The sequence below is a fragment of the Sphingomonas sp. P4_G3 genome (assembly GCF_056401105.1).
In genome coordinates this window covers 114785-141476 of record NZ_JBFUJZ010000004.1, presented here as the reverse complement: position 1 = coordinate 141476, position 26692 = coordinate 114785, and the positions used below count along the sequence as shown (strand labels likewise).

At 64.9% G+C, this 26692-nt stretch carries 28 protein-coding genes; 13 read left to right on the top strand and 15 right to left on the bottom strand.

Annotated features, from left to right (window positions below):
- Positions 1-29: 29 nt before the first annotated feature.
- Both AC1DQQ_RS12490 and AC1DQQ_RS12485 read right to left on the bottom strand, forming a co-directional pair.
- Complete coding sequence (locus AC1DQQ_RS12490; RefSeq protein ID WP_478045373.1) at positions 30-791, bottom strand: alpha/beta fold hydrolase; 762 nt, start codon at positions 789-791, stop codon at positions 30-32.
- On the bottom strand, positions 772-1215 hold the full coding sequence (locus AC1DQQ_RS12485; RefSeq protein ID WP_478030019.1) for a GFA family protein: 444 nt from the start codon (positions 1213-1215) through the stop codon (positions 772-774). The genes AC1DQQ_RS12490 and AC1DQQ_RS12485 overlap by 20 nt, the downstream gene beginning before the upstream one ends.
- Before the next feature lie 82 nt (positions 1216-1297).
- Here AC1DQQ_RS12485 and AC1DQQ_RS12480 point away from each other — a divergent pair, with 82 nt between their 5' ends.
- From AC1DQQ_RS12480 to AC1DQQ_RS12470, 3 genes are read left to right on the top strand one after another with little or no spacing between them, the layout of a single operon-like run.
- Entirely contained in the window at positions 1298-1750 is a 453-nt protein-coding gene (locus AC1DQQ_RS12480) for a MarR family winged helix-turn-helix transcriptional regulator (protein ID WP_478030018.1), read from the top strand.
- Positions 1743-2837, top strand: coding sequence for an HlyD family secretion protein (locus AC1DQQ_RS12475; RefSeq protein ID WP_478030017.1), 1095 nt, complete (start codon positions 1743-1745; stop codon positions 2835-2837). The genes AC1DQQ_RS12480 and AC1DQQ_RS12475 overlap by 8 nt, the downstream gene beginning before the upstream one ends.
- Positions 2830-4407: a DHA2 family efflux MFS transporter permease subunit gene (locus AC1DQQ_RS12470; RefSeq protein ID WP_478040832.1), complete on the top strand. Its 1578-nt coding sequence runs from the start codon at positions 2830-2832 to the stop codon at positions 4405-4407. The genes AC1DQQ_RS12475 and AC1DQQ_RS12470 overlap by 8 nt, the downstream gene beginning before the upstream one ends.
- 10 nt (positions 4408-4417) lie before the next feature.
- Here AC1DQQ_RS12470 and AC1DQQ_RS12465 read toward each other — a convergent pair whose 3' ends face one another.
- From AC1DQQ_RS12465 to AC1DQQ_RS12445, 5 genes are read right to left on the bottom strand one after another with little or no spacing between them, the layout of a single operon-like run.
- On the bottom strand, positions 4418-4855 hold the full coding sequence (locus AC1DQQ_RS12465) for a GFA family protein (protein ID WP_478045372.1): 438 nt from the start codon (positions 4853-4855) through the stop codon (positions 4418-4420).
- Positions 4852-5502 carry a DsbA family protein gene (locus AC1DQQ_RS12460; protein WP_478045371.1) on the bottom strand — a complete coding sequence of 217 codons (651 nt, stop codon included), beginning with the start codon at positions 5500-5502 and terminating at the stop codon, positions 4852-4854. Before AC1DQQ_RS12460 ends, AC1DQQ_RS12465 begins: the two co-directional genes overlap by 4 nt.
- Positions 5499-5912 (bottom strand): type II toxin-antitoxin system VapC family toxin, encoded by a 414-nt coding sequence (locus AC1DQQ_RS12455; RefSeq protein WP_478045370.1) that lies wholly within the window; start codon positions 5910-5912, stop codon positions 5499-5501. The genes AC1DQQ_RS12460 and AC1DQQ_RS12455 overlap by 4 nt, the downstream gene beginning before the upstream one ends.
- Positions 5912-6172, bottom strand: a complete 261-nt coding sequence (locus tag AC1DQQ_RS12450; RefSeq protein ID WP_478030012.1) for a FitA-like ribbon-helix-helix domain-containing protein — start codon at positions 6170-6172, stop codon at positions 5912-5914. The genes AC1DQQ_RS12455 and AC1DQQ_RS12450 overlap by 1 nt, the downstream gene beginning before the upstream one ends.
- A gap of 32 nt (positions 6173-6204) precedes the next feature.
- Positions 6205-7233: an aspartate-semialdehyde dehydrogenase gene (locus AC1DQQ_RS12445; RefSeq protein WP_478040828.1), complete on the bottom strand. Its 1029-nt coding sequence runs from the start codon at positions 7231-7233 to the stop codon at positions 6205-6207.
- A 110-nt stretch (positions 7234-7343) separates the two neighbouring features.
- Between AC1DQQ_RS12445 and AC1DQQ_RS12440 the strand changes: the two genes are divergently transcribed.
- The 3 genes from AC1DQQ_RS12440 (at position 7344) to AC1DQQ_RS12430 (ending at position 10343) form a co-directional block, all read left to right on the top strand.
- On the top strand, positions 7344-8579 hold the full coding sequence (locus tag AC1DQQ_RS12440; protein ID WP_478045369.1) for a cysteine desulfurase-like protein: 1236 nt from the start codon (positions 7344-7346) through the stop codon (positions 8577-8579).
- Between the two features lie 95 nt (positions 8580-8674).
- Complete coding sequence (locus AC1DQQ_RS12435) at positions 8675-8884, top strand: hypothetical protein (RefSeq protein WP_478030009.1); 210 nt, start codon at positions 8675-8677, stop codon at positions 8882-8884.
- A 157-nt stretch (positions 8885-9041) separates the two neighbouring features.
- Positions 9042-10343: an acetamidase/formamidase family protein gene (locus AC1DQQ_RS12430; protein WP_478045368.1), complete on the top strand. Its 1302-nt coding sequence runs from the start codon at positions 9042-9044 to the stop codon at positions 10341-10343.
- 61 nt (positions 10344-10404) lie between these two features.
- Here the strand turns inward: AC1DQQ_RS12430 and gatA are convergent, their stop codons facing one another.
- The gene (gene gatA / locus AC1DQQ_RS12425; RefSeq protein WP_478045367.1) at positions 10405-11889 is read right to left on the bottom strand and encodes an Asp-tRNA(Asn)/Glu-tRNA(Gln) amidotransferase subunit GatA; all 1485 of its coding nucleotides are present in this window, start codon (positions 11887-11889) and stop codon (positions 10405-10407) included.
- On the bottom strand, positions 11889-12176 hold the full coding sequence (gene gatC, locus AC1DQQ_RS12420) for an Asp-tRNA(Asn)/Glu-tRNA(Gln) amidotransferase subunit GatC (RefSeq protein ID WP_478030006.1): 288 nt from the start codon (positions 12174-12176) through the stop codon (positions 11889-11891). The genes gatA and gatC overlap by 1 nt, the downstream gene beginning before the upstream one ends.
- 86 nt (positions 12177-12262) lie before the next feature.
- Between gatC and AC1DQQ_RS12415 the strand changes: the two genes are divergently transcribed.
- Positions 12263-13414 carry a DUF3089 domain-containing protein gene (locus AC1DQQ_RS12415; protein ID WP_478030005.1) on the top strand — a complete coding sequence of 384 codons (1152 nt, stop codon included), beginning with the start codon at positions 12263-12265 and terminating at the stop codon, positions 13412-13414.
- Positions 13411-13878, top strand: coding sequence for a Holliday junction resolvase RuvX (gene ruvX / locus AC1DQQ_RS12410; protein ID WP_478040825.1), 468 nt, complete (start codon positions 13411-13413; stop codon positions 13876-13878). Before AC1DQQ_RS12415 ends, ruvX begins: the two co-directional genes overlap by 4 nt.
- A 179-nt stretch (positions 13879-14057) precedes the next feature.
- Here ruvX and AC1DQQ_RS12405 read toward each other — a convergent pair whose 3' ends face one another.
- Positions 14058-14960, bottom strand: coding sequence for an AraC family transcriptional regulator (locus AC1DQQ_RS12405; RefSeq protein WP_478040824.1), 903 nt, complete (start codon positions 14958-14960; stop codon positions 14058-14060).
- A 124-nt stretch (positions 14961-15084) separates the two neighbouring features.
- On the opposite strand from AC1DQQ_RS12405, the gene AC1DQQ_RS12400 reads away from it, so the two are divergent.
- Positions 15085-16074 (top strand): aspartate carbamoyltransferase catalytic subunit, encoded by a 990-nt coding sequence (locus tag AC1DQQ_RS12400; protein WP_478030002.1) that lies wholly within the window; start codon positions 15085-15087, stop codon positions 16072-16074.
- Positions 16071-17267: a dihydroorotase gene (locus AC1DQQ_RS12395; RefSeq protein ID WP_478045366.1), complete on the top strand. Its 1197-nt coding sequence runs from the start codon at positions 16071-16073 to the stop codon at positions 17265-17267. Before AC1DQQ_RS12400 ends, AC1DQQ_RS12395 begins: the two co-directional genes overlap by 4 nt.
- A 212-nt stretch (positions 17268-17479) precedes the next feature.
- Here AC1DQQ_RS12395 and AC1DQQ_RS12390 read toward each other — a convergent pair whose 3' ends face one another.
- The 3 genes from AC1DQQ_RS12390 to AC1DQQ_RS12380 are packed head-to-tail and all read right to left on the bottom strand — an operon-like array spanning position 17480 to position 20166.
- Entirely contained in the window at positions 17480-18805 is a 1326-nt protein-coding gene (locus AC1DQQ_RS12390) for an SPOR domain-containing protein (RefSeq protein ID WP_478045365.1), read from the bottom strand.
- Positions 18806-18821: 16 nt separating this feature from the next.
- The gene (locus AC1DQQ_RS12385; RefSeq protein WP_478029999.1) at positions 18822-19427 is read right to left on the bottom strand and encodes a hypothetical protein; all 606 of its coding nucleotides are present in this window, start codon (positions 19425-19427) and stop codon (positions 18822-18824) included.
- Positions 19428-19440: 13 nt separating this feature from the next.
- The gene (locus tag AC1DQQ_RS12380) at positions 19441-20166 is read right to left on the bottom strand and encodes an AAA family ATPase (RefSeq protein WP_478029998.1); all 726 of its coding nucleotides are present in this window, start codon (positions 20164-20166) and stop codon (positions 19441-19443) included.
- Between the two features lie 255 nt (positions 20167-20421).
- Here AC1DQQ_RS12380 and AC1DQQ_RS12375 point away from each other — a divergent pair, with 255 nt between their 5' ends.
- The gene (locus tag AC1DQQ_RS12375) at positions 20422-21561 is read left to right on the top strand and encodes an SPOR domain-containing protein (protein ID WP_478045364.1); all 1140 of its coding nucleotides are present in this window, start codon (positions 20422-20424) and stop codon (positions 21559-21561) included.
- Positions 21562-21579: 18 nt separating this feature from the next.
- On the opposite strand, the gene AC1DQQ_RS12370 is transcribed toward AC1DQQ_RS12375, so the two are convergent.
- Together AC1DQQ_RS12370 and serB are read right to left on the bottom strand one after the other, a co-directional pair.
- A complete protein-coding gene (locus AC1DQQ_RS12370; RefSeq protein ID WP_478045363.1) occupies positions 21580-22857 on the bottom strand; it encodes a serine hydrolase domain-containing protein in 1278 nt (425 codons plus the stop codon).
- A gap of 31 nt (positions 22858-22888) precedes the next feature.
- Positions 22889-23761, bottom strand: a complete 873-nt coding sequence (serB, locus tag AC1DQQ_RS12365) for a phosphoserine phosphatase SerB (RefSeq protein WP_478045362.1) — start codon at positions 23759-23761, stop codon at positions 22889-22891.
- A 105-nt stretch (positions 23762-23866) separates the two neighbouring features.
- On the opposite strand from serB, the gene miaA reads away from it, so the two are divergent.
- Together miaA and AC1DQQ_RS12355 are read left to right on the top strand one after the other, a co-directional pair.
- Positions 23867-24799 (top strand): tRNA (adenosine(37)-N6)-dimethylallyltransferase MiaA, encoded by a 933-nt coding sequence (gene miaA / locus AC1DQQ_RS12360; RefSeq protein WP_478045361.1) that lies wholly within the window; start codon positions 23867-23869, stop codon positions 24797-24799.
- Between the two features lie 79 nt (positions 24800-24878).
- Positions 24879-26627, top strand: a complete 1749-nt coding sequence (locus AC1DQQ_RS12355) for an acetolactate synthase 3 large subunit (RefSeq protein ID WP_478045360.1) — start codon at positions 24879-24881, stop codon at positions 26625-26627.
- Positions 26628-26692: the final 65 nt, after the last annotated feature.

The window sequence follows — 26692 nt, the reverse complement described above, 5'->3', positions numbered from 1 at the left end:
GCGACACTGATCCCGCCGGAAGCCCGCGGTCAAGCGGCGAGAAAATCGGCGATCGCCTGACCGAGCTCGGGTTTGACCACCGCGCTCATATGATTGCCCGGCACTTCGACATAGCGGGCGTGAGGCAAGGCGTCGGCGAGCGCTGCGGCACTGCCATTGTCGTCGTCATCGGCGCCGTTCACGCAGAGCGTGGGCCAGTCGAAATGCTCGATCTGCTGGATCGGCGTGCTGACGAACGTATCGATCACCCCCAGCAGCGCTTGCGGATCGCCGCCGGTTGTCTTGAGGAACGCCTCGGCAAACCATTCGGGGCTGTTGCGCTCGTGCTTGCCCAGGTTGGTCAGGATATTGCGGAAATGTCCGCCGCGCCGGTCGGCCGAAGTCAGACCGTCCAGCCCCATTCCCGAAAAGATCACGCGGCGCGGATTGGCACCCGTCGCCAACATCCGGCTGGTGGTCCGCGCACCGAGCGAATAACCGCCGAGATCGTAATCGGTGAGTCCGAGGTGCGCGATCAGTGCGTGCCCATCCCGCGCCAAGGCATCGGGCGGATAGGCGGCGGGATCGTGCGGCCGCGCGCTCGATCCATGGCCCCGCAGATCGGGCATGATCACCCGGAACCCCTTGGCGGCGATGGCGGCGGCGTGGCCGTAGCGGATCCAGTTGGTCTCGGCATCGGAGAAGAAGCCGTGGATCAGGACGACCGGCCGCCCATCTCCAACCTCTCGCCAGGCCATGCGCTGGCCGTCGAAACTGTCGAAATATTGCGGCTCAATCGGGGAGTTTGCCAACGCTGTTCATCCATTTGTCGACCAAAGCCTGATGCTCGTCGCTCCGCTTGGCGGGAAGCGTGCTGGTGTCAAGCCATGCCTCATGCCAGCTCTCCTTGCCGAAATGGCTGGTCGGTTTGAACCGACCGGGATCGTCGAAACTGCCGACGGTCAGATCGAGATTGTTGCCATCGTCGAATTCGAACGTGAGCGGCGTCCCGCAGTTCGAACAGAAACCGCGTTGCGCGAAGGGCGACGAGCGATAGCGGTCGGGTTCGTGCTCCCAGGCCACCGCGGCCTTGGGCACGTTGCGGAACGCGATCGATACCCCGCCAGTCGCGCGCTGGCACATCCGGCAATGGCACAAATAGGCATCATCGCCATCGATCTCAGCCACATAGCGTATGCGACCGCACTGGCACCCGCCGGTCATCCTGTTCGCCACCGATCCCTCCTATGCTGCACTGCGCAAAAAAATTTTGCGTCAGCTACTATTTTATATAAGCATACTCATTATATGTGTCGCTATGAGCGACTCACTCGGTTTCCTGATTAGCGATGTCTCGCGCCTGATGCGCCGTCGTTTCGACGAACGCGCGCGCGAGGTCGGCGCAACGCGCGCGCAATGGCGCACGCTGACGACGCTCAGCCGCCACGAAGGTCTCAACCAGGGCGCGCTGGCCGATCTGCTCGAAGTCGAGCCGATTACCTTGTGCCGGATGATCGACCGGCTCGAGGAATCGGGACTGGTCGAGCGTCGTCGCGATCCGTCCGATCGCCGCGCCTGGCAATTGTTCCTGACCGACAAGTCGAAACCGATCCTCGACGATCTGCGTTCCATGGCCGAAGACCTGTTCGATCAGGTTCTGCAGGGCATCGACGAACCCGATCGAGCGGCGCTCGGCAAGACGCTTCAGCGCATGCGCGCCAACCTCCTCATCCTTCCTTCCCCCCGTACGACCGAGACCGCCCATGGCTGATGCCGATCCGAAAATAGAAACGAAGGGCGAAAAGATCGCCGCCGCCAACGTCATCGAAACGGTCGAGGCGCCGCAGCCAGTCGCCAAGAAGCGCAGCTGGGTGCGGATCGCGCTGATGGTCAGCGTCCCGTTATTGATCGCGGCGGTCGCGGGGTATTTCTACCTCACTGGCGGGCGATATCAGACCACCGATAACGCCTATGTCGAGCAGGATACGGTATCGATCAGTCCCGACGTGTCGGGTCGCATCGTCGACGTGCGCGTAAAGGAGAACCAGCGCGTAAAGGCCGGCGATGTCCTGTTCGTGATCGACCCCGAGCCGTACCGCATCGCGCTCGAACAGGCGAATGCCGCGATCGCCAGCGCGAAGGTCGACGTCTCGACCAAGGCAACCGACACCGGAAGCGCCGCCGCCGATATCGAGAGCGCCGATGCCGACATCGCGCTCGCCCAGGCGACATGGCAGCGCCAGGATGCCCTGTGGAAGAAGGGGTTCACGACCAAGGCGTCGCTCGACGCCGCGCAGCACGAGGTCCTTGCCGCCAAAGCGCGCCTCGCAACGGCCCGTGCCGCGGCGCAGAAGGCGCAAGTCCAGCTTGGCAGCGGCGTCGCGGGATCGGGCGTTCCCGCCGCGGTCCAGGCCGCGATGGCCGATCGCGACAAGGCCCAGATGAACCTCACCCGCACCGTGGTGCGCGCGCCGCATGACGGCATCATCACGCAGACCAGCCGGTTGCAGGTGGGCAACATCACCCCTTCGGGCGTGCCCGCGCTCAGCCTCGTCGTGACGTCGCCCTGGGTCACGGCGAACTTCAAGGAGACGCAGCTCGCCAACATGCGTGTCGGCCAGCCGGTCGAGCTGAAGTTCGATGCCTATCCGGGCATGAAATTGTGCGGCAAGGTCCAGAGCATCGGCGCCGGTACCGGCTCGTCCGCGTCGATCCTCCCAGCGCAGAATGCCAACGGCAACTGGGTCAAGGTAACGCAGCGCGTACCGGTGCGCATCACGATCGCCTGTAAAGCCGACCGCCCGTTGATCACCGGACTGTCGACCGACGTCTCGGTCGATACCAAACCCAATGGCTAGTGCGGCGATCCCCGCCGGCCCAAGTGCGGCCCGCACGGCCCAGCCCGCGCTCAGCCCGCCGCTGCTGGCGACCTCGAACCGCCCGCTCCTGACCGTCGGCGTCATGGGCGCGATGGTGATGCAGATCCTCGATACGACGATCGCCAACGTCGCGCTGCCGCACATGACCGCAGCGCTCGGCGCTACCACCGACACCATAACCTGGGTGCTGACCAGCTATATCGTCGCGACCGCGATCGCCCTGCCCGCGACCGGCTGGCTGAGCGATCGGCTGGGCAGCCGCAATCTGTTCCTGATCTCGGTCGCTGGCTTCGTCCTCGCCTCGGCGTTGTGCGGGACCGCAGTCAATCTGAGTGAGATGGTCGTCTTTCGTGCCTTTCAGGGCATTTTTGCCGCCTTCATCAACCCATTGTCGCAAACCGCGATGATCGACATCAATCCCAAGGAACGCCAGGCCCAAGCCATGTCTGTCTGGGGCATGGGCGTGATGGTCGGGCCGATTCTGGGGCCGGTGCTCGGCGGCTATCTGACCGACAATTTCAACTGGCGCTGGGTGTTCTACGTCAACGTGCCGGTCGGCGCCTTGACCTTCGCCATCCTGTGGTTCCTGCTGCCGTCGCGGCCGAAGGCGACGCGCTCGTTCGATTTCACCGGTTTCGCGTTCGTCGGCCTGGCGGTGGCGAGCTTCCAGCTGATGCTCGATCGCGGTCAGAACCAGGATTGGTTCTCGAGCTGGGAAATCATCACCGAAGGGCTGATCGCGATCGCCGCGGCGTGGATCGCGCTGATCCATCTCGCCACCGCTGCCAAGCCGCTGTTCGACCGGCATCTGTTCAAGAACCGCAATCTCGTGACGGCGATGTTCTTCATGATCATCATCGGGATCTCGACCATGGCGCCGATGGCATTGCTACCACCGATGCTGCAGCAATTGTTCGGCTATTCGGTGGTCCAGACCGGCATGATGATGGCGCCGCGCGGCGTCGGCGTGTTGTTCACAATGTGGCTGGCCGGCCGCTTGATCGGCAAGGTCGATACGCGGATCGTCATCGCGATCGGGCTGGTATTGTTCGCCTGGTCGCTACACTCGATGGCGAGCTGGTCGCTCGAGATGGATTCCTGGCCGGTCATTACGTCAGGCTTCATCCAGGGGCTAGGCATGGGCCTGGTGTTCATGCCGCTCAACAGCCTGGCCTTTGCGACGCTCGAGCAGAATTACCGCACCGATGGATCGAGTCTGCTCAACCTGATGCGGTCGATCGGCCAATCGGCGGGCATTTCGATGGTGACGGTGTTCCTGGCGCGCAACATCCAGACCAGCCATGCCGATCTCGCCCAGCACATTACCGATCATGCCGTTCCTGGTTTCAACATCGGCCAGCTATTTCAGCTCGGCGAGATGTCCGACGCAGTGTTCGGGATGGTCGACAACATGGTCAAGCAACAAGCCGCGATGATCGCCTATATCGACGATTTCTACCTGATGTCGTGGCTCACGATCGCGGTGCTGCCGCTGGTCCTGCTGCTACAGACGCCGAGGGGCAAGGTCGAGGTGGTGCACGCCGAATAGCGCGCAAGGTTCACCGCGACAGGATAGCGGCGAATTTAGCGATCGGAGGGGTTTCGTCGAAACAGGGAATGTCCTCGGCGATCGTCACCCAGGGCTGCTTGCTTTTGACCCAGATATGCACAAGCGGCTCGAGCGCGCGGTTGTGGTCAAGCGTGCCCGCGCGGACGACCGCGATTCCGGGCCGCGAGCTGTTCGTGTTCCACAGCCGGTTATGACACACGCCGCAGGCGCGCTGGTGGGACAATGCGCCGCTCTCGTTGGTGACGGTGAACTCGACGATCGGGCCAGTCGCGCTGATCGCGGTTTCGGGCACCACCGCCTGCTCGCTGAACGCGCTTCCCGACCAACGCTGGCAGTCGGTGCAGTGGCAGCAATAGATCGCGGTCAGGGCGTCGACCGCCAGCTCATAGCGCGCCGCGCCGCAGCGACAGCCCCCGGTGAATGTCATCCGCGTTTCTCCAGCCCGGCCTGCCTCATCCGCCACATAGCGAGGTCGATGCGATCCTGTCCGAAAAAGGGTTCGTCGTTGAAGACCAGGGTCGGCACGCCCCAATGCCCCGCCGCTTCGAGCGCCTCCTGGTTGGCGGCGACTTCGGCGTCGAGTGCGTCTGCGTCGCGTCCGGCTTCGGCATCGAGGTCGGCCATGTCGAGCCCGGCGCGCATTGCCGCACCGGCAAGATGATCGCCCAGGTGCCAGTCGACGGCACCGCCCCAGACAAGTTGCGCCACTTCATCGGCATAAGCGAACCCCCTGCCCCGTCGCGCGGCCACCTGGCCAGTTCGCACGAGCCGACGGATATGCGGCTGCTCGGCTGCGATCTCGCGCGTGGCGATATTCTGGACGATCGGGTCTGGGCGGGGCGGCCCGAACGGAATGCCCTCATGCTGCGCGACCCGCATCACGTCGCGGATCGTGTAGCGCAGCCAATTGGGGTGACTGCGCTCGAAGAAATCAGGCTGGCGGATCGCGAGCGGATAGACCGGCTTGAGGTCGATCATGAGGTCATAATCGCGGACGATCGCGCGCCATTTCGGTAGCGCGAGATACGAATAGGGGCTGCGAAAGGAGAAATAGAGGTCCGCGCGCAAAGTCACGCCAATGCCTTCACCAATGCGGAATGCCCGCCGCTTCCCGCTGTTGCGATCAGGCGCCGGTCAGCTGTTATCAGCGCCGCCTTCTCCCGCTCGGCGAGGGCGAGGTAGACGCAGTCGTAGATCGGGTGTTGAAGGTCGAACGCGAGTTCGATGGCCCGAGGCAACAGCTCAACCACCGGCACCAGGAAGGTCAGCATGCGTGGGAGCGCGCTCGCGGCGGCCTTGACCACGGGCCCGTGGTCGCCGTCAAGCTTACGAAGCCGCGCCCACATCGCGTTCGAGACTTCCGTTAGCACCAAATCCGGCGCGTACAGCGGTTCGGGCGTTTCGAACAATGCCAGTGCGCGATCGCTGTCGGGTTCCGGCACGAACCATTTGAACGCGACGCTGGCATCAACGATCACTGCCATCAGGAACGATCGGGCTCGCGGTCCCCGTTCGTATCGCGATACCGACGAATGATATCCGCACCATCCTCGCCGGGCATATTGGCGGGGAGCAAGTCGCGAACCCGCATCGCCAACGCGCGCCGGTCGCCCGCGCCGACCGGCTTGGCACGTTTCAGCGCCTCACGCAATTCAGCTTCCAGCGAGCGATCGTTAGCGACGGCCGCCGCGCGATAGGCGGCGATCACTTCGTCATCGAGGCTGCGGATCAGAACCTGTCCCATGCCTCGATGATATCACACTGCTATCAGCAGACTCAAGCCGCTTTCTTGAGGTACCTGCGCCCGAGCAGTTCGGCTATCTGTACCGCGTTCAACGCCGCGCCTTTGCGGAGATTGTCCGATACGCACCACAGCGACAGGCCGTTATCGACGGTAGAATCCTCGCGGACGCGGCTGACGAAGGTAGCATATTCGCCGACGCACTCGACCGGGGTGACGTAGCCGCCATCCTCATGCTTATCGACCAGCATGATGCCAGGGGCCTCGCGCAGGATCGACTTGGCCTTGGCCGCCGAGATTTCGTGCTCGAACTCGATATTGATCGCTTCCGAATGGCCGACGAACACCGGCACGCGGACGCAGGTCGCGGTGACCTTGATCTTGGGGTCGAGGATCTTCTTGGTCTCGACCACCATCTTCCACTCTTCCTTGGTCGACCCGTCCTCGAGGAACTTGTCGATATGCGGGATGACGTTGAAGGCGATCTGCTTGGTGAACTTCTTGGCCTCGGCCTGGTCGCCGACGAAGATGTTGCGCGACTGCTCGAACAGTTCGTCCATCCCGGCCTTGCCGGCACCCGAGACCGATTGATAGGTCGCGACGACGACGCGCTTGATCGTCGCGGCGTCGTGCAGCGGCTTCAGCGCAACGACCATCTGCGCGGTCGAGCAATTCGGATTGGCGATGATGTTCTTGCGGGTATAGCCGTTGATCGCGTCCGGGTTCACCTCGGGCACGATCAGCGGCACGTCCGGGTCCATCCGATAGAGCGACGAATTGTCGATCACTGTGCAGCCCGCCGCGGCGAACCGGGGCGCGTGGATCGCGGTCGCGTCACTGCCGATTGCGAACAGCGCCATATCCCAGCCGGTCGGGTCGAAATGTTCGATGTTTTTAATGGTCAGCATACGGCCGGTGTCGCCATATTCGACCTGGTTGCCGGTCGAGCGCGCCGAGGCGACGACCGCGATCTCGTCGGCCGGAAACTCGCGTTCGGCCAGGATATTCAGCATCTCGCGCCCGACATTGCCGGTCGCGCCGGCGACGACCACACGGTAACCCATCACATCGATCCCATTTTCATGCCCGCCATATCGGGCGGCGCTTGCTCTTTAGGCCCCAGCCGAGAGAATGGAAGCGCGCAATTTCTTGATACCCAGCCAAGGTCAGCTTGATGCAGAATTTCCCGATCGACCGTATCCGCTCACGCTTTCCCGCTCTGTCGCGCGACGTCGAGGGTCAGCCCGCAGCCTATTTCGACGCCCCCGGCGGCACCCAGGCATGTGACGCGGCGATCGCTGCAATGACCACGCATCTACGCGAGGGCACCGCCAATGCCGGCGGTCCGTTCGCAACGTCGCTCGAGACCGACCGTTTGTCTGACGATGCGCATGCGGCAATCGCCGACCTGCTTGGTGCCCAGCCCGAAGAGATCGCATTCGGGCCGAACATGACGACCCTCACCTTCGCCGTCTCGCGCGCGCTCGCCCGCGATTGGCGCGAAGGCGACGAACTTGTCGTCACGCGCCTCGACCACGACGCCAATGTCGCGCCATGGCTGCAGGTCGCTGAAGATCGCGGGATGACGGTGCGCTGGCTCGATTTCGATCCGGCGACCGGCCGCTGGACGCTCGAGGATTTTGCGGGGTTGCTGGGACCGAAGACGCGATTGGTGGCGCTCGGCGTCGCGAGCAACGCGCTCGGCACGGTCAATCCTATCGCCGAGGCGGTGAAGCTGGTTCGTGGGCGGAGCGACGCCTTCGTCTATGTCGACGCAGTGCAATCGGTTCCTCATTTGGTTACTGACGTGGCCGCGATCGGCGCCGATTTCGTCGCCTGTTCGCCGTACAAATTCTTCGGCCCGCACCAGGGCGTGCTGTGGATGAACCCGCGCCTCGACGATCGCGTCCGTGCCTATAAGGTTCGACCCGCCGGGAATGACGGCGCGCATCGCTTCGAGACGGGGACGCCGTCGTTCGAGGGCCAGGCCGGCGTGCTCGGCACGATCTCCTATCTCGAATGGCTGGGCGAACTCGCCGATCCCAGCGCGAACAGCCGGCGCTCGCGGCTGGTCGCGGCGATGACCGCCGCCACCGCCTATGAGGTCGACCTCGGCGACCGCCTGCTCGCCGGGTTCGCGGCGATCCCCGGCCTCAAGCTCTGGGGCCCGCCGACGATGGAGGCCCGCGTCCCGACCTTCTCCTTCACGCTTTCCGGCCATGCCGCGCCGGCGATCGCGCAGCATCTGGCGAAACGCGGCATCTTCGCCTGGGCGGGGCATTTCTATGCGGTCGAAGTCGCCGCCCGACTCGGCCTTGCCGACAAAGGCGGGCTCCTCCGCGTCGGTCTATGCCATTACAACACCGCCGAGGAAGTCGACCGGCTGATCGCCGCGCTGACCGAGATTTAGCGCCAGCGATGTCGGGTAAATTTACAGGTAACCATCTTCGTTAATCCGAAACCGCGCATTTCCGCCATTGGCACAGCTCATGCTTCACTACCTGCATGTTCGCCAAGATCGCCCGCCTGTTCGTCATCAAGACCAAGTTCGAGGCCTTCATGGTGATCTATGGCCTGGGTCTGGGCGCGGTCGAGCGCGGGGTCCATTATCTCCAGCAATATCCCGGTTTCGGCGGCTGGATGCTGTTCTCGGTCTGCCCGATCGCGGTGTTCATGGCCGGGGCGCGGATTTTGGATTCGGTCGAGCGGAACTGAGCCCGAAGAAAGCTCAAATGCCCGGAATGAAGATGAGTGGCAAAACGGGACAAACGGATCCTGCAATTTTGCCATAACCGCTGGCACGCCGCCACTAAGTGCTTGCGCCCCCCACTTTAACGATTACAAGTGTAGTCAGTATGTGAGGGCACGATAAATGTTCAGCTACGCCGGGCTCGCCGCTGCTTTCGTCATCGCCGCACCCGCCGCTGTCGCGGCGCCAGTCGACGGACAATGGATTCTCATCGTAGACCGGTTCGGCAATCTCGAATATTCCACCCTCAACCTTCACATAAGCGGTTCGTCGGTTACCGGCGATTGGGACGGGGATGCGGTAACGGGCAGCTCTTCGGCCAATGCTCTGGCGCTGATGGTCACCGACGGGCGCGGCGCGCATTATCGTTTCGAAGCGCAACTCGTGAACGGAACACTGCGCGGCATTGCCGATTATCCCGACAACAACTTTCCCGACAAACGCCTGCGATTCGCCCTGACGGGCCGCCGCGTTCCCGATCGCCCGCCCGGGGGTCCGCGCATCATCGATTTTACGCCCTCGGATTACGCTAACAGCTTCTCGGCCGAACGCGCGCCCGTTCTGACCGTGTGGCCGGGCGACACGATCCGCACCTCGACCATCGATTCCGGCGGCATCGACGCGGCAGGCAAAACGCGCGCCTTGTTCGGCAATCCGCAGACCGGACCGTTCTTCATTGCGGGCGCCACCCAAGGCGACACGCTTGCGGTCCATATCATCAAGCTGACGCCCAATCGCGATTGGGCCGACAGCCTGGACACGATCGTCGCGCGCGCTTTGCCGCCGGGCCTAGCTTCGAAAGCCGGCGCGTTGGGCAAACCCATTCGGTGGCGGCTGGACCGCAGCCAAGGGTTCGCAACACCCGAAAGCGCAAGTGGCAAACTGGCGGAGTACCGCGTGCCGTTGAGGCCAATGCTGGGAGGAATGGCATTGGCAAACGGCTTTGGCTCATCGCCCCTGTCGACCGGCGATACCGGCCGCGCTGGCGGCAATATGGACTTTCCCGAAGTGGTCGCGGGTAACGTCGTCTATCTGCCGGTCCAGCAACCGGGCGCGCTTCTGTATCTGGGCGACGCTCATGCGGCACAAGGCGATGGCGAGACTAGCCAATACGCGCTGGAGACATCGATGGATGTCGTCGTGCGCGTCGAGCTGATCAAAAGCAACGCAATCGCGATGCCCCGGGTCGAGTCGCCCATCGAATTAATGGTGCTCGGCCAGGCGGGATCACTCGACGAAGCACTCAAGGCGGCAAGCGGCGGCCTGATCCAGTGGCTGCAGCAGGATTACGGCCTGACGCTCTCCGAGGCCGCGCAGGTGATCGGCACGTCGGTCCGCTTCAGCGTGCCCAACCTGGCGGGCCGCAGCGTCGGGGTCGCGGCCCGGATCGACAAGGCCCGGCTACCCAAGCGCCAAGGCGAATAATGTCCGCGGCGGTCGGGTAATCGAGAGCAAAGCCGCACCAGGCAGCTCTCCCCTTCTCGGTTTACCACCAAGCTCCAGGCCGTGCCCTGAACCCCGCGCGCTCCTCGATCGCGAGGCACGCGTCGAGCACGCCTTGCTCGTCGAGCGCCTTGCCGATCACCTGGAGCCCCAGCGGCAGCCCGGCCTTGTCGAGACCGCCCGGCACCGACATCGCCGGTAGGCCGGCGAGGCTCGACGGCACGGTGAAGACGTCGTTGAGGTACATCGCGATCGGATCGGCTGACTTCTCGCCCAGCGCGAACGCCGCCGACGGCGCGGTCGGGGTGAGTAGCAGGTCGCACGTCTCCCAGGCCCGGTCGAAATCGCGCGCGATCAGCGTGCGGACCTTCTGCGCCTGGGTGTAGTAAGCGTCGTAGAAGCCCGCCGACAGCACATAGGTCCCGATCAGGATGCGGCGCTTGACCTCCGCCCCGAAGCCGGCGGCGCGGGTCGCGGCGTACATTTCCTGGAGGTTCGCGCCCTCCGGCAGGTCGCGTAGCCCGTATCGTACGCCGTCATAGCGCGCGAGGTTGGACGACGCTTCGGCGGGCGCGATAATGTAATAAGCCGGCAGCGCGTATTTGGTGTGCGGCAGCGACACCTCGACCACCTCGGCGCCGGCATCCTTCACCCAGTCGATGCCCTGCTGCCACAAAGCCTCGATCTCGGCCGGCATGCCGTCGACGCGATATTCCTTGGGGATACCGATGCGCTTGCCCGCCAGGCTGGCATTGAGCCCAGCTTCCCACTTCGGCACGTCGAGCTGGAGGCTGGTCGAATCCTTGGCGTCGAACCCGCTCATCGTCTCGAGCATGATCGCGCAATCGCGCACGTCGCGCGCCATCGGCCCGGCCTGGTCGAGGCTCGAGGCGAAGGCAATGATGCCCCAGCGCGAGCAGCGGCCATAAGTCGGCTTGATGCCGGCGATCCCGGTGAACGCGGCGGGCTGGCGGATCGAGCCGCCGGTGTCGGTACCGGTCGCTGCGGGGCAGAGCCGCGCCGCGATCGAGGCTGAACTGCCGCCCGACGATCCACCGGGAGCCAGCGGTGCATTGCCGCCATCGGCACGCCGCCAGGGCGAGATGACGTTGCCGAAATAGCTGGTCTCGTTCGACGATCCCATCGCGAACTGGTCCATGTTGAGCTTGCCCAACATGCCCGCGCCCGCGTCCCAGAGCTTCTGCGAGACGGTCGATTCGTATTCGGGCTTGAACCCTTCGAGGATATGGCTCGCCGCCGCCGACTGCACGCCCTTGGTGCAGAACAGGTCCTTCATGCCGATCGGCACGCCGGCCAAGGGCTTCAGCGCTTCGCCCGCCGCGCGCGCCGCATCGGCTTCGTTGGCCGCGGCGATGGCATGATCGGGGGTTTCGACCAGAAAGGCGTTGAGCTGCTTCGCCTTGCTGACCGCGACGATGAACGAATCCGCCACTTCGCGCGCCGAGAAAGTGCCCGCGCGGATGCCGTCGCGAAGCTCGCGGACGCCAAGATCGGTGAGATTGGTCATTATTCGATCACCTTGGGCACGGTGAAGAAGCCGTGTTCGGCCTGGGGCGCATTGGCCAGCACCGCGTCGCGCTTGCCGCCATCGGTGACGATGTCGTCGCGCAGGCGCAGCGTATTGGCGATAACCGCGGTCATCGGCTCGACCGACGACGTGTCGACCTCACCCAATTGCTCGATCCAGCCCAGGATGTTGTCGAGTTCGGGCGCGATCTTCGCGACTTCCTCGTCGGTGATCGCGATGCGAGCGAGGCTCGCGATCTTCTTTACGGTTGCAGCGTCTACGGACATGGCCGCGCGGCTAGCAGAGCGGCCGCCACGATTGCAACCGCCGCGACGATCAGGCACGGGACCCGGACGGCAATCGGAGCGCGTTCTTGGCCCGCAAATTCGTCTATCTGGTCCTCTTCCTTATCCTGGTCGCGGTCGCGTGCCTCTTCATTTATCGGCTCTATCCCGGCCAGGTGATGAAAGCGGCGCTGATCCCCAGCGCACAATTCGAAGGCGGACCAATCACGCCCGAACAGGCCTACGAAAAGGCCGACATGTGGTTCGCGCGGCCCGACATTCCGAATAATCCGGCTTTGTGGACTCCAGCCGATTTCAAGCCGGGCGAGAAACCGACAGCCGCGGTCTTCTTCATCCATCCTACCTCGTACATCGACCGCGCGCATTGGAATGCACCGCTCGACGACGCCCAGGCCAACAACACCGCCGCGGTCTTCCTGCGTGGTCAGGCGTCGGCGTTCAACGAGATCGGCGAGATTTGGGCGCCGCGTTATCGCCAGGCCACGTTCGGCGCCTTCCTGACGAGCCAGGCCGAGGCGCAGAAGGCGCTGGATTTCGCCTATCGCGACGTACTCGCGGCGTTCGACGAATTCCTCAAAGAGGTCGGCCCAGATCGTCCGATCATCCTGGCCGGGCATAGCCAGGGCGCCCTCCACCTCGAACGCCTGCTGCGTGAGCGCGTCGCGGGTCAGCCGCTCGCGAAGCGGATCGTCGCGGCGTATGTCGTCGGCTGGCCGATCTCGAAGGCCAATGACCTCCCAGCCCTCGGCCTGCCCGAATGCGCGACAGCCGAGCAGGCCGGGTGCATCCTGTCGTGGCAGAGCTTCGCCGAGCCCGCCGATCCGTCGATGATTACCGATGTCTACGACGCGACCATCGGGTTCGACGGCAAGCCGCGCAAGGACACCGACATGGTCTGCACCAATCCGATCACCGGCACGCCTGGGGCGACCGCGGAAGGGAAAGACAATCTCGGGACGCTGATCCCATCCAAGGATTTGGGCAGCGCGACCCTGGGCGTGCCGGGCGTGCCCGCCAAATGTTTCGGACGCGGCTTCCTGTCGATCGGCGAGCCGGTCAACCTCGGCGGCTATGTCCTGCCCGGCAACAATTACCATGTGTTCGATTATTCGATGTTCTGGGTGAACGTCCGAAACGACGCTGCGCGGCGCTTCGCGACCTTCACTGGTGGCAAGCCCGTGACGGCCTCCACCCCGGTCCCAACCGCGAAGACCCGATGATCACCGAGGATCGAGTCGCGTTCCGTGCCGCTTTGCCCGATGGCGGGCGCCTGCTCGGGCTCGATGTCGGGACGAAGACGATCGGCACCGCCTTGTGCGATGCGGGCTGGAGCTTCGCCAGTCCGGCCGAACTGATCCGCCGCACCAAGTTCACCGCGGACAAGGCGGTGCTCGCGGCGCTGGCGGCGGCGCAGTCGGTCAAGGGCATCGTCGTCGGCCTGCCGCTCAATCTCGACGGCACCGATTCGCCGCGCACCCAATCGACCCGGGCATTCGCGCGCAACATCGCCGATCTCGGCCTGCCGATCCTGCTCTGGGACGAGCGCTGGTCGACCCAGGCGGTCGAACGCCAGATGATCGCGGAGGATCTGAGCCGCGCCAAACGCGCCGAACGCGTCGACAAGCTGGCGGCGAGTTACATCCTTCAAGGCGCGATCGACGGGCTCGTTGCCGTTCAGCCCTAGATTGGGGACACATATTCCTGTCGTCATCCTGCCGTCACCCCAGCGCACCTCCCGTCACCCCAGCGAAAGCTGGGGTCTCTGGCGGTGACGCGATGCCGCTTGAGATCCCAGCTTTCGCTGGGATGACGAATTTGGAAAACGGATCGATTTAAGAACAACGGCTTATTTAGTTTCTAAACCTAATCCCCCTGCCCGGCCTCGTCCTGCTCAATGTGCAGCCCCTGCACCGGTGCGCCGAGCACGCGTTGGCGTTCCTCTCCCGCCCGGCGCAGCGCCTCGCGCGGCAAGCGGAAATAGGCGAGCGGGGTCATCCCCATGCAGGCTTTGAAGTCGCGATTGAAATGCGCCTGGTCGTAATAGCCCGGATCGATCAGTTCGCCGAGCGGCTGGTCGAGTTGGTCGCGCACCTTGGCCAGAGTCCGCAGGAAGCGCTGACGGCGCAGCAACCGCACCGGCGGAAACCCGAACACCGCGGTACAGACGCGATGCAGCGTGCGCTGCTCGATCCCGAGCTGCTCGGCAAGATCCCCGACATGGTCGACTGTGCCCGACAGCAGCGCCTGCTGCACCTGGACGGCGAGCGCGCAATAGGCGCTCTGCGACTCCCGCTGCGCGCCGAGGATCGAATCGAGGATCGCGATGCGCTCGGCGTCGGTGCGCGCTTCGAGCAGCCGCGCACGAATGGCCGAGCCCGATGGACCCAATTGGCGGTCGAGCGGGACGGCGAGGTTCGCGAAGTCCGACGCATCCTCGCCGATCAGCGTCAACCAGCCGAGCGGCGTCAGGCCGACGCCAAGCACCAGTCCGCCATCGGTCGCGAACCGTCGTGCGCGGTCGGTCGGCCCGAACAATACCGCTCTGGGCGGGTCGATCGTTTCTCGAGCCTCGTCGCCTTCAAATCGCCACACGCCGTTGAGCGCGAATCGGATATTGGCCCATTCCGGATGGGTGAAATCGACCAGCGGTCCGGCCGACTCGAGGAAATAATAAGAGGTGACGAGCGGACGCAGCCCTTCCGCAGGCAGGTAGAAGCGGATTTCCGGCGCGCCCGGTGGCGTGCTGGTCGCTGACGGACCGGTCATGTGTCTCCTTCCAGTCCATTCTGTCCAAAAGTCGGCAACAGCGAAAGCCCATAATGGGCTGATGCAGATCAACCTTGGTTGCGCGCTTGCGCCCCTGCCCAAGCGGGTCTAGGCGACGGCTTTAATGCAACCTTCCGATCATCGTCCCGCGGCCCTTATCGAGGGCGGCGCCGTCTTTCCGCACGGGCATCTGACCGGTATCTCCGGCCTCCAGCCCCATGAGATCGCCTTCCTGCTCGACGAAGCGGAGCAATGGGTCGAGGCGAACCGCAATCGCGCCAAGCCCGACAAGCGCCTCGCGGGTCTCACCCTGATCAATGCGTTCTTCGAAAATTCGACGCGAACGCTTCTCTCGTTCGAAATCGCCGGAAAGCGGCTGGGCGCCGATGTCGTCAACATGGCGGTCGCGCAATCGAGCGTGAAAAAAGGCGAGACGCTGATCGACACCGCGATGACGCTGAACGCAATGCGCGCCGACGTCATCGTCATTCGCCATTCGAGCTCCGGCGCGGTCCGGCTGATCGCCGGCAAGGTCGATTGCCCGGTGCTCAACGCCGGCGACGGCAGCCACGAACACCCGACCCAGGCGCTGCTCGACGCGCTGACGATCCGGCGGCGGCGTGGCAGCATCGCCGGACAGCGCGTGGTGATCTGCGGCGATATCCTGCACAGCCGCGTCGCGCGGTCGAATATCCTGGCGCTGACCGCACTCGCTGCCGAAGTCCGCGTCGTGGCGCCGGCAACTTTGATGCCCGCGGCCATCGAGCGGATGGGGGTGACGCCGTACGCCGATTTCGACTCCGCGCTCGAGGGTGCCGATGTGGTGATGATGCTGCGCCTCCAGAACGAGCGGATGGCGGGGGCGTTCATTCCTTCCACCCGCGAATTCCATCTGCGCTACGGCCTGACGCTCGACCGGCTGGCGCTCGCCAAGCCCGATGCGCTGGTGATGCACCCCGGACCGATGAATCGCGGGGTCGAGATCGATTCGAACGTCGCCGATCATATCGAGCGCTCGGCGATCACCGAGCAGGTCGAAATGGGCGTCGCGGTGCGAATGGCGTGCCTGGACGTGCTGACCAGGCGAGCGCGCAAGGTGGAGGGCTGGGCATGACCGCGTTGCGCTTCGTCAACGCCCGGATCGTGCGGCCCGACGGCGTCGCGGAAGGCGAATTGCACGTCGTCGGCGACCGCATCGTCGACACTGCCCCCGACGCGGAGACCATTGATTGCCGCGGCAAGTTGCTTGCGCCGGGGATCGTCGATCTCGGCGTGTTCGCGATCGACCGCGAGGCGTTCCGCGCCGGCGGCATCGTCCGCGTCGGGCTGATGCCCGATCAGTCGCCGGTGCTCGACGGCCCGGGCATCGTCCAGCGCTCGTCGCTGGTCGGCAAGCCTTTGTTGTGGATCCACCCCATCGCGGCGGCAACCAAGGAATTGCTGGGCACAGACCTAGCCGAAATGGCGATCATGAAAGGCGCGGGCGCCAAGGCGATCGGCACCGGACGGCGCTGGATCGCCGATTCGGGCGTGATGCGCAAAGTGCTGGCTTATGCGCGCGACCTCGACCTGACCGTTGTAACGCATGCGGAAGATGGCGGCCTGACCGGCAATTCCGTCGCGACCGAGAGCGAGACCGCGACGCGGCTCGGCCTGCCCGCCGCGCCGGCCGTGGCCGAGGCACTGGCGATCGCGCGCGACATCGCGTTGGCGGAGGATACCGGTGCGCGGCTGCATTTCCGTCAGGTGACGACCGCGGCCGGGCTCGACCTGGTGCGCGCGGCGAAGCGTCGCGGCGTCCGGGTGACGTGCGGGATCACCCCTGCCCATCTGTTGCTGTCCGACAATGCGATGAGCGATTTCCGCACCTTCGCGCATTTATCGCCGCCGCTCCGCTCGGAGGAAGACCGTAAGGCCGCTCTGGTCGCGCTGGCGGACGGGACGATCGACATACTATGCTCGGGCCACGATCCGCGTGGACCCGAGGAAAAGCGGCTGCCGTTCGCCGATGCCTCTCCCGGAGCGTCGGGCGCGGAGACGCTGCTCGCGCTCAGTCTGGGATTCGGCCTGCCGATCGAGCGGCTGTTCGAGATGCTGGCAGTCAATCCGGCCAAGGTGCTGGGCGTCGATACCGGCAGGCTAATGTCCGGCCAACCTGCCGACCTGATGCTGCTCGATCCGCAAGCATCTTGGCAGATTCGCGGGGAGGCCATGACAGCAAGGGCCGGCAACACGCCGTTCGACGGATTACCGACCCAGGGAAAGGTGCTCCGCCTGTGGAAGGGCGGGAAGGAGATCAGCGCTTAAGAAAAAGCCCTCTCCCGCTTGCGGGTGCACCGGGTCGGTCATGCCCCCGGCATGACCTGAACAGCGCGGGGCGCTGTTCACCCGGTGCAGGTTGGGTGAGGGTCTTCTTCCTTCTTCTAGGCGGTCGACGCCAAAAGGAAGTAAGAAGACCCTCACCTCCCACCGCTACGCGGCGGGCCCCTCCTCTCCCGCAAGCGGGAGAGGGATCTATTTTACTTCTTCCAGCTCACCGCCTGGTCGCCGGCATTCTCGCGCACGAAGCAGGTGCCGCCTTTGGCACGATAATTCGCGCAGAGCTGCGCCGCGCCGGCGCGATCGAACCCGCCGACCGACAGGCGATAGAAGTTCTTGCCGTTGACCGTCACCGGCATGCCCGTCGGGGCATGGCCAGCGAAGCCGGAATAAGCACGTGAGGCTCGGCCCCAGGCATCACGGGCAACGCCCGCGCTGTCATAGGCACCGAGCTGGACATAGAAATTGCCCTTGCTCACGCTGACCTTGGAAGCGCCCGGGGTGGTAGGAGCAACCATGGGTTTCATAAATACTGCGGCCTTGACGGCCGTCTTCGGCGCCTTGATCAGGGGCGCCTTGCTGCCGACCGCCGATTGCACCGGCAGCGGCTGAACGACTTCGGCACGCGGGCCGAACACGACGGTGCTGACCGCTGGCGCGGCCGCGACGACGGGAGCGGGCGTGATCGTACCGGGCTCGACCGGCGCGGCAACGACCGCGATCTCGGCTGACGACTTGGGCATATAGGCATCTACCGGCGCCGGAGCGCTGGCGACAACCGACGTGCTGGCGTTGAGCGCGAGCGCGACCGGCTGGCCCGGATCGGCCGCCGGCGTGACACCGAGCAGCGCCGCGACCTGGTCGTAGCGCGACGCGGGACGCGCGAAGGCGGCCCATTCGACGATGCGCTTGTCGGCATCGGTCGGGGACAGATCCATCGCGGCAACGACGCGAGCATCTTGCCAGCGGCCGGCCAGCGCCAGGCTCAGGGCCAGGTTCTGCCGCAGCTTGGCATCGGCACCGGGCTGGCGCGCGACCGGCAACAACAGATTGACTGCGCTTGTCGGATCGCCCGCGAGCGCCATGGCGAGACCGCGATCGCTGACCGGAATCGATCCCGAATTGCTGTCGAGCGTCTGGCGCGCGCCCGTCCAATCGCCCTCGGCGATCTGGGCGAGTGCCATGTTGAGCGCGACCTTGCCATCGCCCGGCGACAGCGTCAGCGCATCATTGAAGGTAGTGCGAGCCGAGGCGAAGCGACCAGCCAGCAAATAGGCCTGACCGAGCACGGCGCGGTAGTCGGCGATTTGCGGTCGGAGTTCCACCGCGGCCTCGGCCCAGCGTACCGCGTTGTTGCCCTGGCGGTCCGCAAGCGCCTTGCGTGCCTTGGCAATATCCGCTGCCGCCGCATTGTCATCGACCTGGCTCGACTTCGAGCCGGCCAGCGCGGCGCCCTGATAGATGCCACCCAAAGCAGCGCAAAGCGCGACCGCCGAGAGGCCCATCGTCAATCGCTTCGACTTCATCGCAACGTCCCCCAATTCACCCCTTGACCCGCGTCGGGAGCTGGCGTGCCAGCTCGGCGACTTCGGGCAGCGATTCCAAAAAGGCGTCGAGCGCCCCGGTAACAATCTGTTGGGCCGAACGACCGCTGACCGCGCTGGCGAGGCGCAGCCGCAAATGGCGCTCCTCGTCCAGACGCAAGGTGAAGGCCGCCTTGTGCTTATGCTGCGTGGCGCGGGCGATCCGGCCCGCCGCCGCGACCGAGATCGGGCGGGGTTCGAACGTCTCGAGCACAGGGACAGGCGCGGTGACCAGCGTCTCGACCGGCGCTTCGACTGAAACCTCAGCCTCCTCGCCCGCCAATTCCTCGAGGACCGGCTCGAATTCCTGCTTCAGCGCATGGCGTTGCGCCAGGACAGGCGGCACGCCCTCGGGCGGCGGCTGGATCTGGTCATCCTCGTGCAGCGGATGGATGTCGGCCATCGGCTCGGGGATATGACCCATGTCGTTCCAGCCGAGATCCTCGATCCCGGCCAGCGAGGCATAGCCGCCGGTGAAACCTTGCGGACGCATCGCCGGACGCGCCTGACCCTTGCGGGCGAGCAGGCCGGAAGACAAAGAGGCAAAAGGCTTGGGTTCGCTCATCATCGCGCCGCCCTCAGCTCATCACTCGGCGGCCGAAGCCACCACCGCCGGCCTGCGGACGCGCGCCGAAGCCGGGATGCTGCATCGCCGTCGGCGCGGCAAATACCGTGCGACGGAAATTCTTTTCGAGACGGTCGGAGATATAGGCCCAGAGCTCGGTGATTTCGGCAGCCGAGCGGCCCTTGGGATCGACTTCCATCACCGTGCGGCCGTCGATCATCGAGGCGGCGAAATCGGTGCGATGGTGGATCGTGATCGGCGCAACCGTACCGTGCTGCGACAGCGCGACCGCGGCTTCCGAGGTGATCTTGGCTTTGGGCGTCGCGCCGTTGACCACGAAGATCAGCGGCTTGCCCGCGCGCTCGCACAAATCGACCGTGGCGCCGACGGCGCGCAAGTCATGCGGCGACGGGCGCGTCGGAATGACGATCAGCTCGGCCACCTGGATGACGCTCTGGATCGCCATGGTGATGGCGGGCGGCGTATCGATCACCGCCATCTTGAAGCCCTGCTGGCGCAGTACTTCGAGATCGGCGGCGAGCCGCGCAACGGTGGTCTGGGCAAAGGCGGGAAATTCCGTTTCCCGCTCGTTCCACCAATCCGACAGCGATCCCTGGGGGTCGATGTCGATCAGCACGACAGGGCCGGCTCCGGCGAGCTGTGCCTGCACCGCAAGGTGCCCAGACAGCGTCGTCTTGCCCGATCCGCCCTTCTGCGATGCCATCGCGAGAACGCGCATTGATCCTATTACTCCCCGCTATTCGGGAAGCGAGGTGCCACGGCGCGAGCTAAGAACAGGTTAACGGCGTGATATTCAGTTGGGACCTGGAACGATCGTGGAGTCTGTTTGAAAACGCGCCGAGAGTGCGTTTCGCGGCACCAGCCCGCTCTTTCGCGAGTTTTCAAACAGACTCGTGGCTAACCTTTTCTTTGCCATTCAACCGCTAGAGCGTGATATTCATTACCGGTGCAGTTGGGCGGGACACGAGTAAACATGCGAACGCTGATCGGCGCTGCGGCGCTTTCCCTTGCGACCATCGCCGCGACCATCGCCATCGGCGCGCCGGCCATGGCCGACACAAAAACCGGGGTCGATGCCTGGAACCGCGGCGACTATAAGGCCGCGGTCGACGAATGGCGCAAGGCCGCGATCGCCGGCGACGCCGACGCGCAATTCAATCTCGGCCAGGCCTACAAACTCGGGCGCGGCGTACCGGTCGATCTGCAGATGGCCGAAAGCTGGTACCGCAAGGCGGCGCTGCAGGGCCATGCGCAGGCCGAGGACAATTACGGTCTCGCGCTGTTCCAGGACGGCAAGCGCGCCGACGCCGTGCCATGGCTCGAGAAATCAGTCGGCCGCGGCGAGCCGCGGGCAGAACTCGTACTCGGTACGATGCTGTTCAACGGCGACGGGATCGAGCGCGACTGGGTACGCGCTTATGCGCTGATGACGCGCTCGTCGGGCGCCGGCTTGCCGCAAGGATCGCAGACGCTCGCCGAAATGGACAAATATATTCCCGCCGACCAGCGCCAGCGCGGCATCGAACTCGCGCGCAAGATGGACACGCAGGTCGCGAGCAACGGCAATTATGGGTCGGAGATTACCAGCGGCGGCCCGGCCGGCCCCGGCATCGCGTCAACCGTCGTTCCGCCGTCTTCGGCGCCAGGGCCGGTTTATGGCCTGCCCGGTACCAGCTATCCGGCACCCGGCAAGGCACCCAGGCCGGGCAAGAACAAGCCGCCGGTGCTCACGGCCAATCCGCCGCAGAGCTACAATCCGTCACCTGCCTATAATCCCGGGCCGGCCGGCAATCCGCCTCCTGTTTATGCAGTCCCGCCTGCCCCTCGACCGAAGCCGGCGCCCGTCCGCCCCGCACCGGAACCCGTAGCGGTTGCGAGCGGCGGCGGCTGGCGCGTCCAGTTCGGCGCCTTCCGCGACGAGGGCAATGCCAAGGCTCTGTGGACGCGGCTCAAGGGACAGGTCGGCGGACTTGCCGGCATGCAGCCTTATCTGCGTCGCGTCGGGCCGATCACCAAGCTCCAGGCTGGACCGATCCGCTCGCAGGCCGATGCGGTTCGGCTGTGCGGCGCGGTCAAGCGCGCCGGGTCGGAGTGCGTACCGGTCAATCCGTAACGTCGGGCCGCAACCGCCTCAGGCGGCCGGGCCGGTATAGTCCGGCCCGTACACTGCCTGGCGGATGTCGTGGTGCAATGTCCCGTCGAACGGGAGAACCTGGACGAAGAATACGGCGGCAAGATCGTTGACGGGATCGACCCAGAACAAGGTCGTTTCCGCGCCGTCCCAGAAGAATTCGCCGACAGCCCCGCGATTCTCCTTCGCGTCCTTGGGCGGCGCGACCCGCACCGCGAAATCGATACCGAACCCGACCGACCCCTTGCCGGGCAGGAAGAAGCGTTTGGTGATCCGCGGATCGAGCTGATCCGTCGACATCACGCGGATCGTGTCGGGCGAGACAATCCGGGTCCCTTCGAGCGTGCCGCGTCCGAGCAACATCCGCGCGAACCGCATATAATCGTCGAGCGTCGAGGCAAGCCCCGCGCCGCCCATCGTCAGTTTGCGGGGGCCGAAATTGAGCGCACGCGCTTTCTCGTCGGGAACGCGATCAAGCTTGCCGCCTGCGGCCTGCGCATAAGTAGCGGCGAATCGCGCGAGGCGTTCCGGCGGTTGGGTCCAGGCGGTGTCCTTCATGCCCAGCGGCTCGAGGATCGTGCGACGGACATAAGGCTCGAACTTCTCACCGGTCAGATGCTCGACCAGCAACGCCTGGACATCGACCCCAGTGCTGTAGCTCCACTCTGCGCCCGGATCGAACAGCAACGGGACGCTCGCAAGCTTGTCGCCAAACTCGTCGAGGCTGTTGGTGAGCGCCAGCGGATCCACCTCGTGGAAGATCTTGTCGGCAACGGTATCGCGCATCCCGTACGAGAAGCCGGCGGTGTGCCGCAGGATGTCGCGAATGACGATCGGCCGCGCCGGATCGCGCAACAGCGGCTTGCCGTCGGCGTCGGTGCCACCCGCCAGCACCTTCACTTTGCCGAAGGCGGGCAGGTAATTCGCGAGCGGGTCGTCGAGCCCGAATTTTCCCTGTTCCCAAAGCTGCATCAGCGCGATGCCTGTCACCGGCTTGGTCATCGAGAAAATCTGCACCAGCGTATCGCGCGCCATTGGCCGCTTGGCCTCGCGATCGGCAAACCCCGCCGCGCAGAAATAGCGCTCGGCCCCGCGCTGCCAGACCAGGCACGAGGCGCCCGCGGCGCGGTTGGCGGAGACCATCTGCTTGAGCGCGGCGTCGATGCGGTTGCGATCGATCGCCAATCCGCCGGTAACGGGAGAAAGACGACGCTCGGCCGCGAATGCCGGCAAGGCCAGCCCCGACGCCATCACCGCAAGTGCACTACGTCGGTCCATCGCCCTCTCCCTCAAGTTTTGTTAACGCTCACTATTCGCTAATCCATTCCTTGCGCGCAACACCCTGCGCGAACAAAAGCGTCGTCAGGTCGCCGTGGTCGATGCGCGCACCCGCCGCTGCAGCGACCACCGGCTTCGCATGATAGGCGACGCCCAGCCCGGCCTGGGTGATCATCGCCAGGTCGTTGGCGCCATCGCCGACCGCCAGGGTTCCGGCTCGCGACAGGCCGAGGTCGAGCACCGCCTCCGACAAGGTGGCCAGCTTGGTCGATGCGTCGACGATCGGCTTGGTCACGGTACCGGCGAGCTTGCCGTCAGCGATTTCGAGCACATTGGCGATGGCGCGGGTGAAGCCTATCTCGGCGGCGACCGGCTCGGCGAAGCGGGTGAAGCCGCCCGACACCAGGATCGCGGTCGCTCCCCAGCCGCGCATCGTGCGGACCAACTCGCGTGCGCCCGGCATGATCTTGACGCGCTCGGCAAGGCAGCGCGCGATCACGCTTTCGTCGAGCCCCTTGAGCAGCGCAACGCGCGCGTCGAGCGCTTCGCCGAAATCGAGCTCGCCGCGCATCGCCGCTTCGGTCACGGCTGCGATCTGCGCCTTGATCCCGGCGTAATCGGCGAGCTCGTCGATGCATTCGACCGTGATCATCGTCGAATCCATATCGGCGACGATCAGTTTCTTGCGCCGGTCCTCAGCCGGCTGGACGACGACGTCATAGCCCTGCTCTTCCAGCGCTACCCGCGCGGCCTCGGGATCGCGGCCGAACTGGAGATCGATCGCCTCGCCTTTCTCGACCCAGACCTGCGCGACGGGCAGGCACCCCGCGGCATCGAGCCGGTCGCGCGCGGCGGTGATCTCGCCCTGGGGCAGATCGGGAGCTATCAGGGTCGCGATGAACAAGCCGGGTCTCCTTGAAGTCGCCGCCCTACCCGTTCGTGTCGCGCGAAGTCGAGACACCTTTGGTTGTGGGGAAGCGCTTCTCTACTTCGTTCGAAGCGAACGGAGATGAGCAAGACTGAGCTGCCGAAGGTGGCGATCGTCGCCGGCCCGACTGCGAGTGGCAAGTCTGCGCTCGCGCTTGCGCTTGCCGAGAAATTCCACGGTGCAATCATCAACGCCGACAGCGCGCAGGTCTATCGCGACCTGCGTATCGTCACGGCGCGTCCGTCGCCCGAGGAAGAAGCACGCGCGCCGCATCGCCTGTTCGGCCATGTCGATGCCGCCGATACCGACTATTCCGCCGCGCGCTGGGCGGCCGAAGCGCGGGTCGAGATCGATCGCGCTGTCGCGGCCGGTAACTTGCCGATCCTGGTCGGCGGCACCGGACTCTATCTCCGCACGCTGATCGACGGGATCGCGCCGGTGCCGGAGATCGATCCCGCGATCCGCGCCGAGGTTCGCGCGATGAACCTCTCCGACGCCTATGCGGCACTTACCGCTGTCGACCGGGCGGAAGCGGCAAGGCTCAACCCGGCCGACACCAGCCGCATCTGCCGCGCGCTCGAAGTCGTCCGCTCGACCGGGCGCCCGATCGCCGATTGGCGGCGCGAGCGCGTCGGCGGGATCGGCGAGCGTATCGGCCTGGTCGCGACAATTCTGCTGCCGCCGCGCGACTGGCTCAACGAGCGTATCGACCGACGCTTCGCGGCGATGGTCGACGCCGGCGCCATGGCGGAAGTGGCCACGCTGATCGCCCGCGAGGACGTCCCACTCGACGCCCCTATCCGCCGCGCGATCGGCATGCCCGAGCTCGCTGCGGCCGCGCTGAGCGAAATCAGCCTAGATGACGCGATCGCGCGCGCCAGCCTTGCCACTCGCCAATATGCCAAACGCCAATATACATGGTTCCGCAATCAACCGCCTGCGGACTGGACACGCACCGAAGAGACAGATAGTTTCAATCTAGTTAGTGAAATAGCAATAAGATTACAGCATTGACGGTTGACGCGTAGTTTTCATGCACGTAGAGCCGCCCGTCTGCAATCATGTTGCGTATGCGAAGAAGGAGGACATTGTCGTGGCCGAAAAAAGTGGAGCCGATATCCTGGTCGAGGCGCTGTGCGATCTCGGCGTGGAAGTCGTGTTCGGCTATCCCGGCGGCGCGGTGCTCCCGATCTATGACGCGATCTTCAAGCAGAAGCGGCTGCGGCATATTCTGGTTCGCCACGAACAGGCCGCGACCCATGCGGCGGAAGGTTATGCGCGCTCGACCGGCAAGCCCGGCGTCGTGCTCGTCACCTCGGGACCCGGCGCGACCAACGCGGTCACCGGCATCACCGATGCGCTGATGGATTCGATCCCGATGGTGGTCATCACCGGCCAGGTCGCCACGCATCTGATCGGATCGGACGCCTTCCAGGAAGCCGATACGGTCGGCATCACGCGGCACTGCACCAAGCACAATTATCTGGTGAAGGACCCGGCACGGCTGGGCGCGACGATCCACGAGGCGTTCCATATCGCCACGTCGGGCCGGCCGGGGCCGGTCGTCATCGACATTCCCAAGGACGTCCAGGTCGCGACCGCGAAATACACCAGGCCGGGCCCGATCCAGCACAAGACCTATCGCCCGCAGATCAAGGCCGATCCGGCAGTGATCGAGCAATTGGTCGACATGCTGGCCGCGGCGGAGCGCCCGATCCTCTATACCGGCGGCGGGATCATCAATTCCGGCCCCGCGGCGTCGCTGTTGCTGCGCGAATTGGCCAAGATCACCGGCGCGCCGGTCACCTCGACCTTGATGGGCCTGGGCGCCTTCCCTGCCTCCAGCCCACAATGGCTCGGCATGCTCGGCATGCATGGGACTTATGAAGCGAACTGGGCGATGAATCAGGCCGACCTGATCCTCGCGCTTGGCTCGCGGTTCGATGACCGCGTCACCGGCCGGCTCGACGCCTTCGCGCCCAATGCGCGCAAGGTCCATGTCGATATCGACCGGTCGAGCATCAACAAGACCGTGCGCATCGACCTCGGCATCGTCGCCGATGTTGGCCATGTGCTCGAGGACATGATCCGCGTGTGGAAAGCGCGCCAGCATCCCAAGCCCGACACCCGCGAATGGTGGCGTCGGATCGAAGGCTGGCGCGCGGTCAAGAGCCTCGATTTCCCCGAAGGCAATGGCAAGGAGATCATGCCGCAACGCGCGATCCGCGCTTTGTGGGAAGCGACCAAGGATCAGGCCCCGATCATCACCACCGAAGTCGGTCAGCACCAGATGTGGGCGGCGCAGCATTTCGATTTCGAGGCGCCGAACAAATGGCTGACCTCGGGCGGCCTGGGCACGATGGGCTATGGCCTGCCAGCCGCGATCGGCGCGCAGCTCGGCAATCCCAAGGCGCTGGTCATCGACATTGCCGGCGAAGCGTCGATCCAGATGAACATCCAGGAACTGGCGACGGCGACGCAGTACCGGCTGCCGGTCAAGATCTTCATCCTCAATAACGAATATATGGGCATGGTCCGGCAATGGCAGGAATTGACCTATGAAAGCCGCTATTCGGAGAGCTATTCGGACAGCCTGCCCGATTTCGTGAAGCTGGGCGAAGCCTATGGCTGGAAGGGCATCTTGATCGAGGAGATGTCGCAACTCGACGGCGGCATTGCCGACATGCTCGCGCACGATGGACCGGTGATCGTCGACTGCCGCGTCGCCAAGCTGGCGAATTGCTTCCCGATGATCCCGTCAGGCGCGTCGCACGTTGAGATGATCCTGCAAACCGACAAGGTGGCGGGCACGCTCAACGACGAAGCCAAGGCATTGGTCTAGTCTTTACCGTCATCCCAGCGAAAGCCGGGATCTCGTGCCGCAAGCACGCCATTATAACAGGGAGA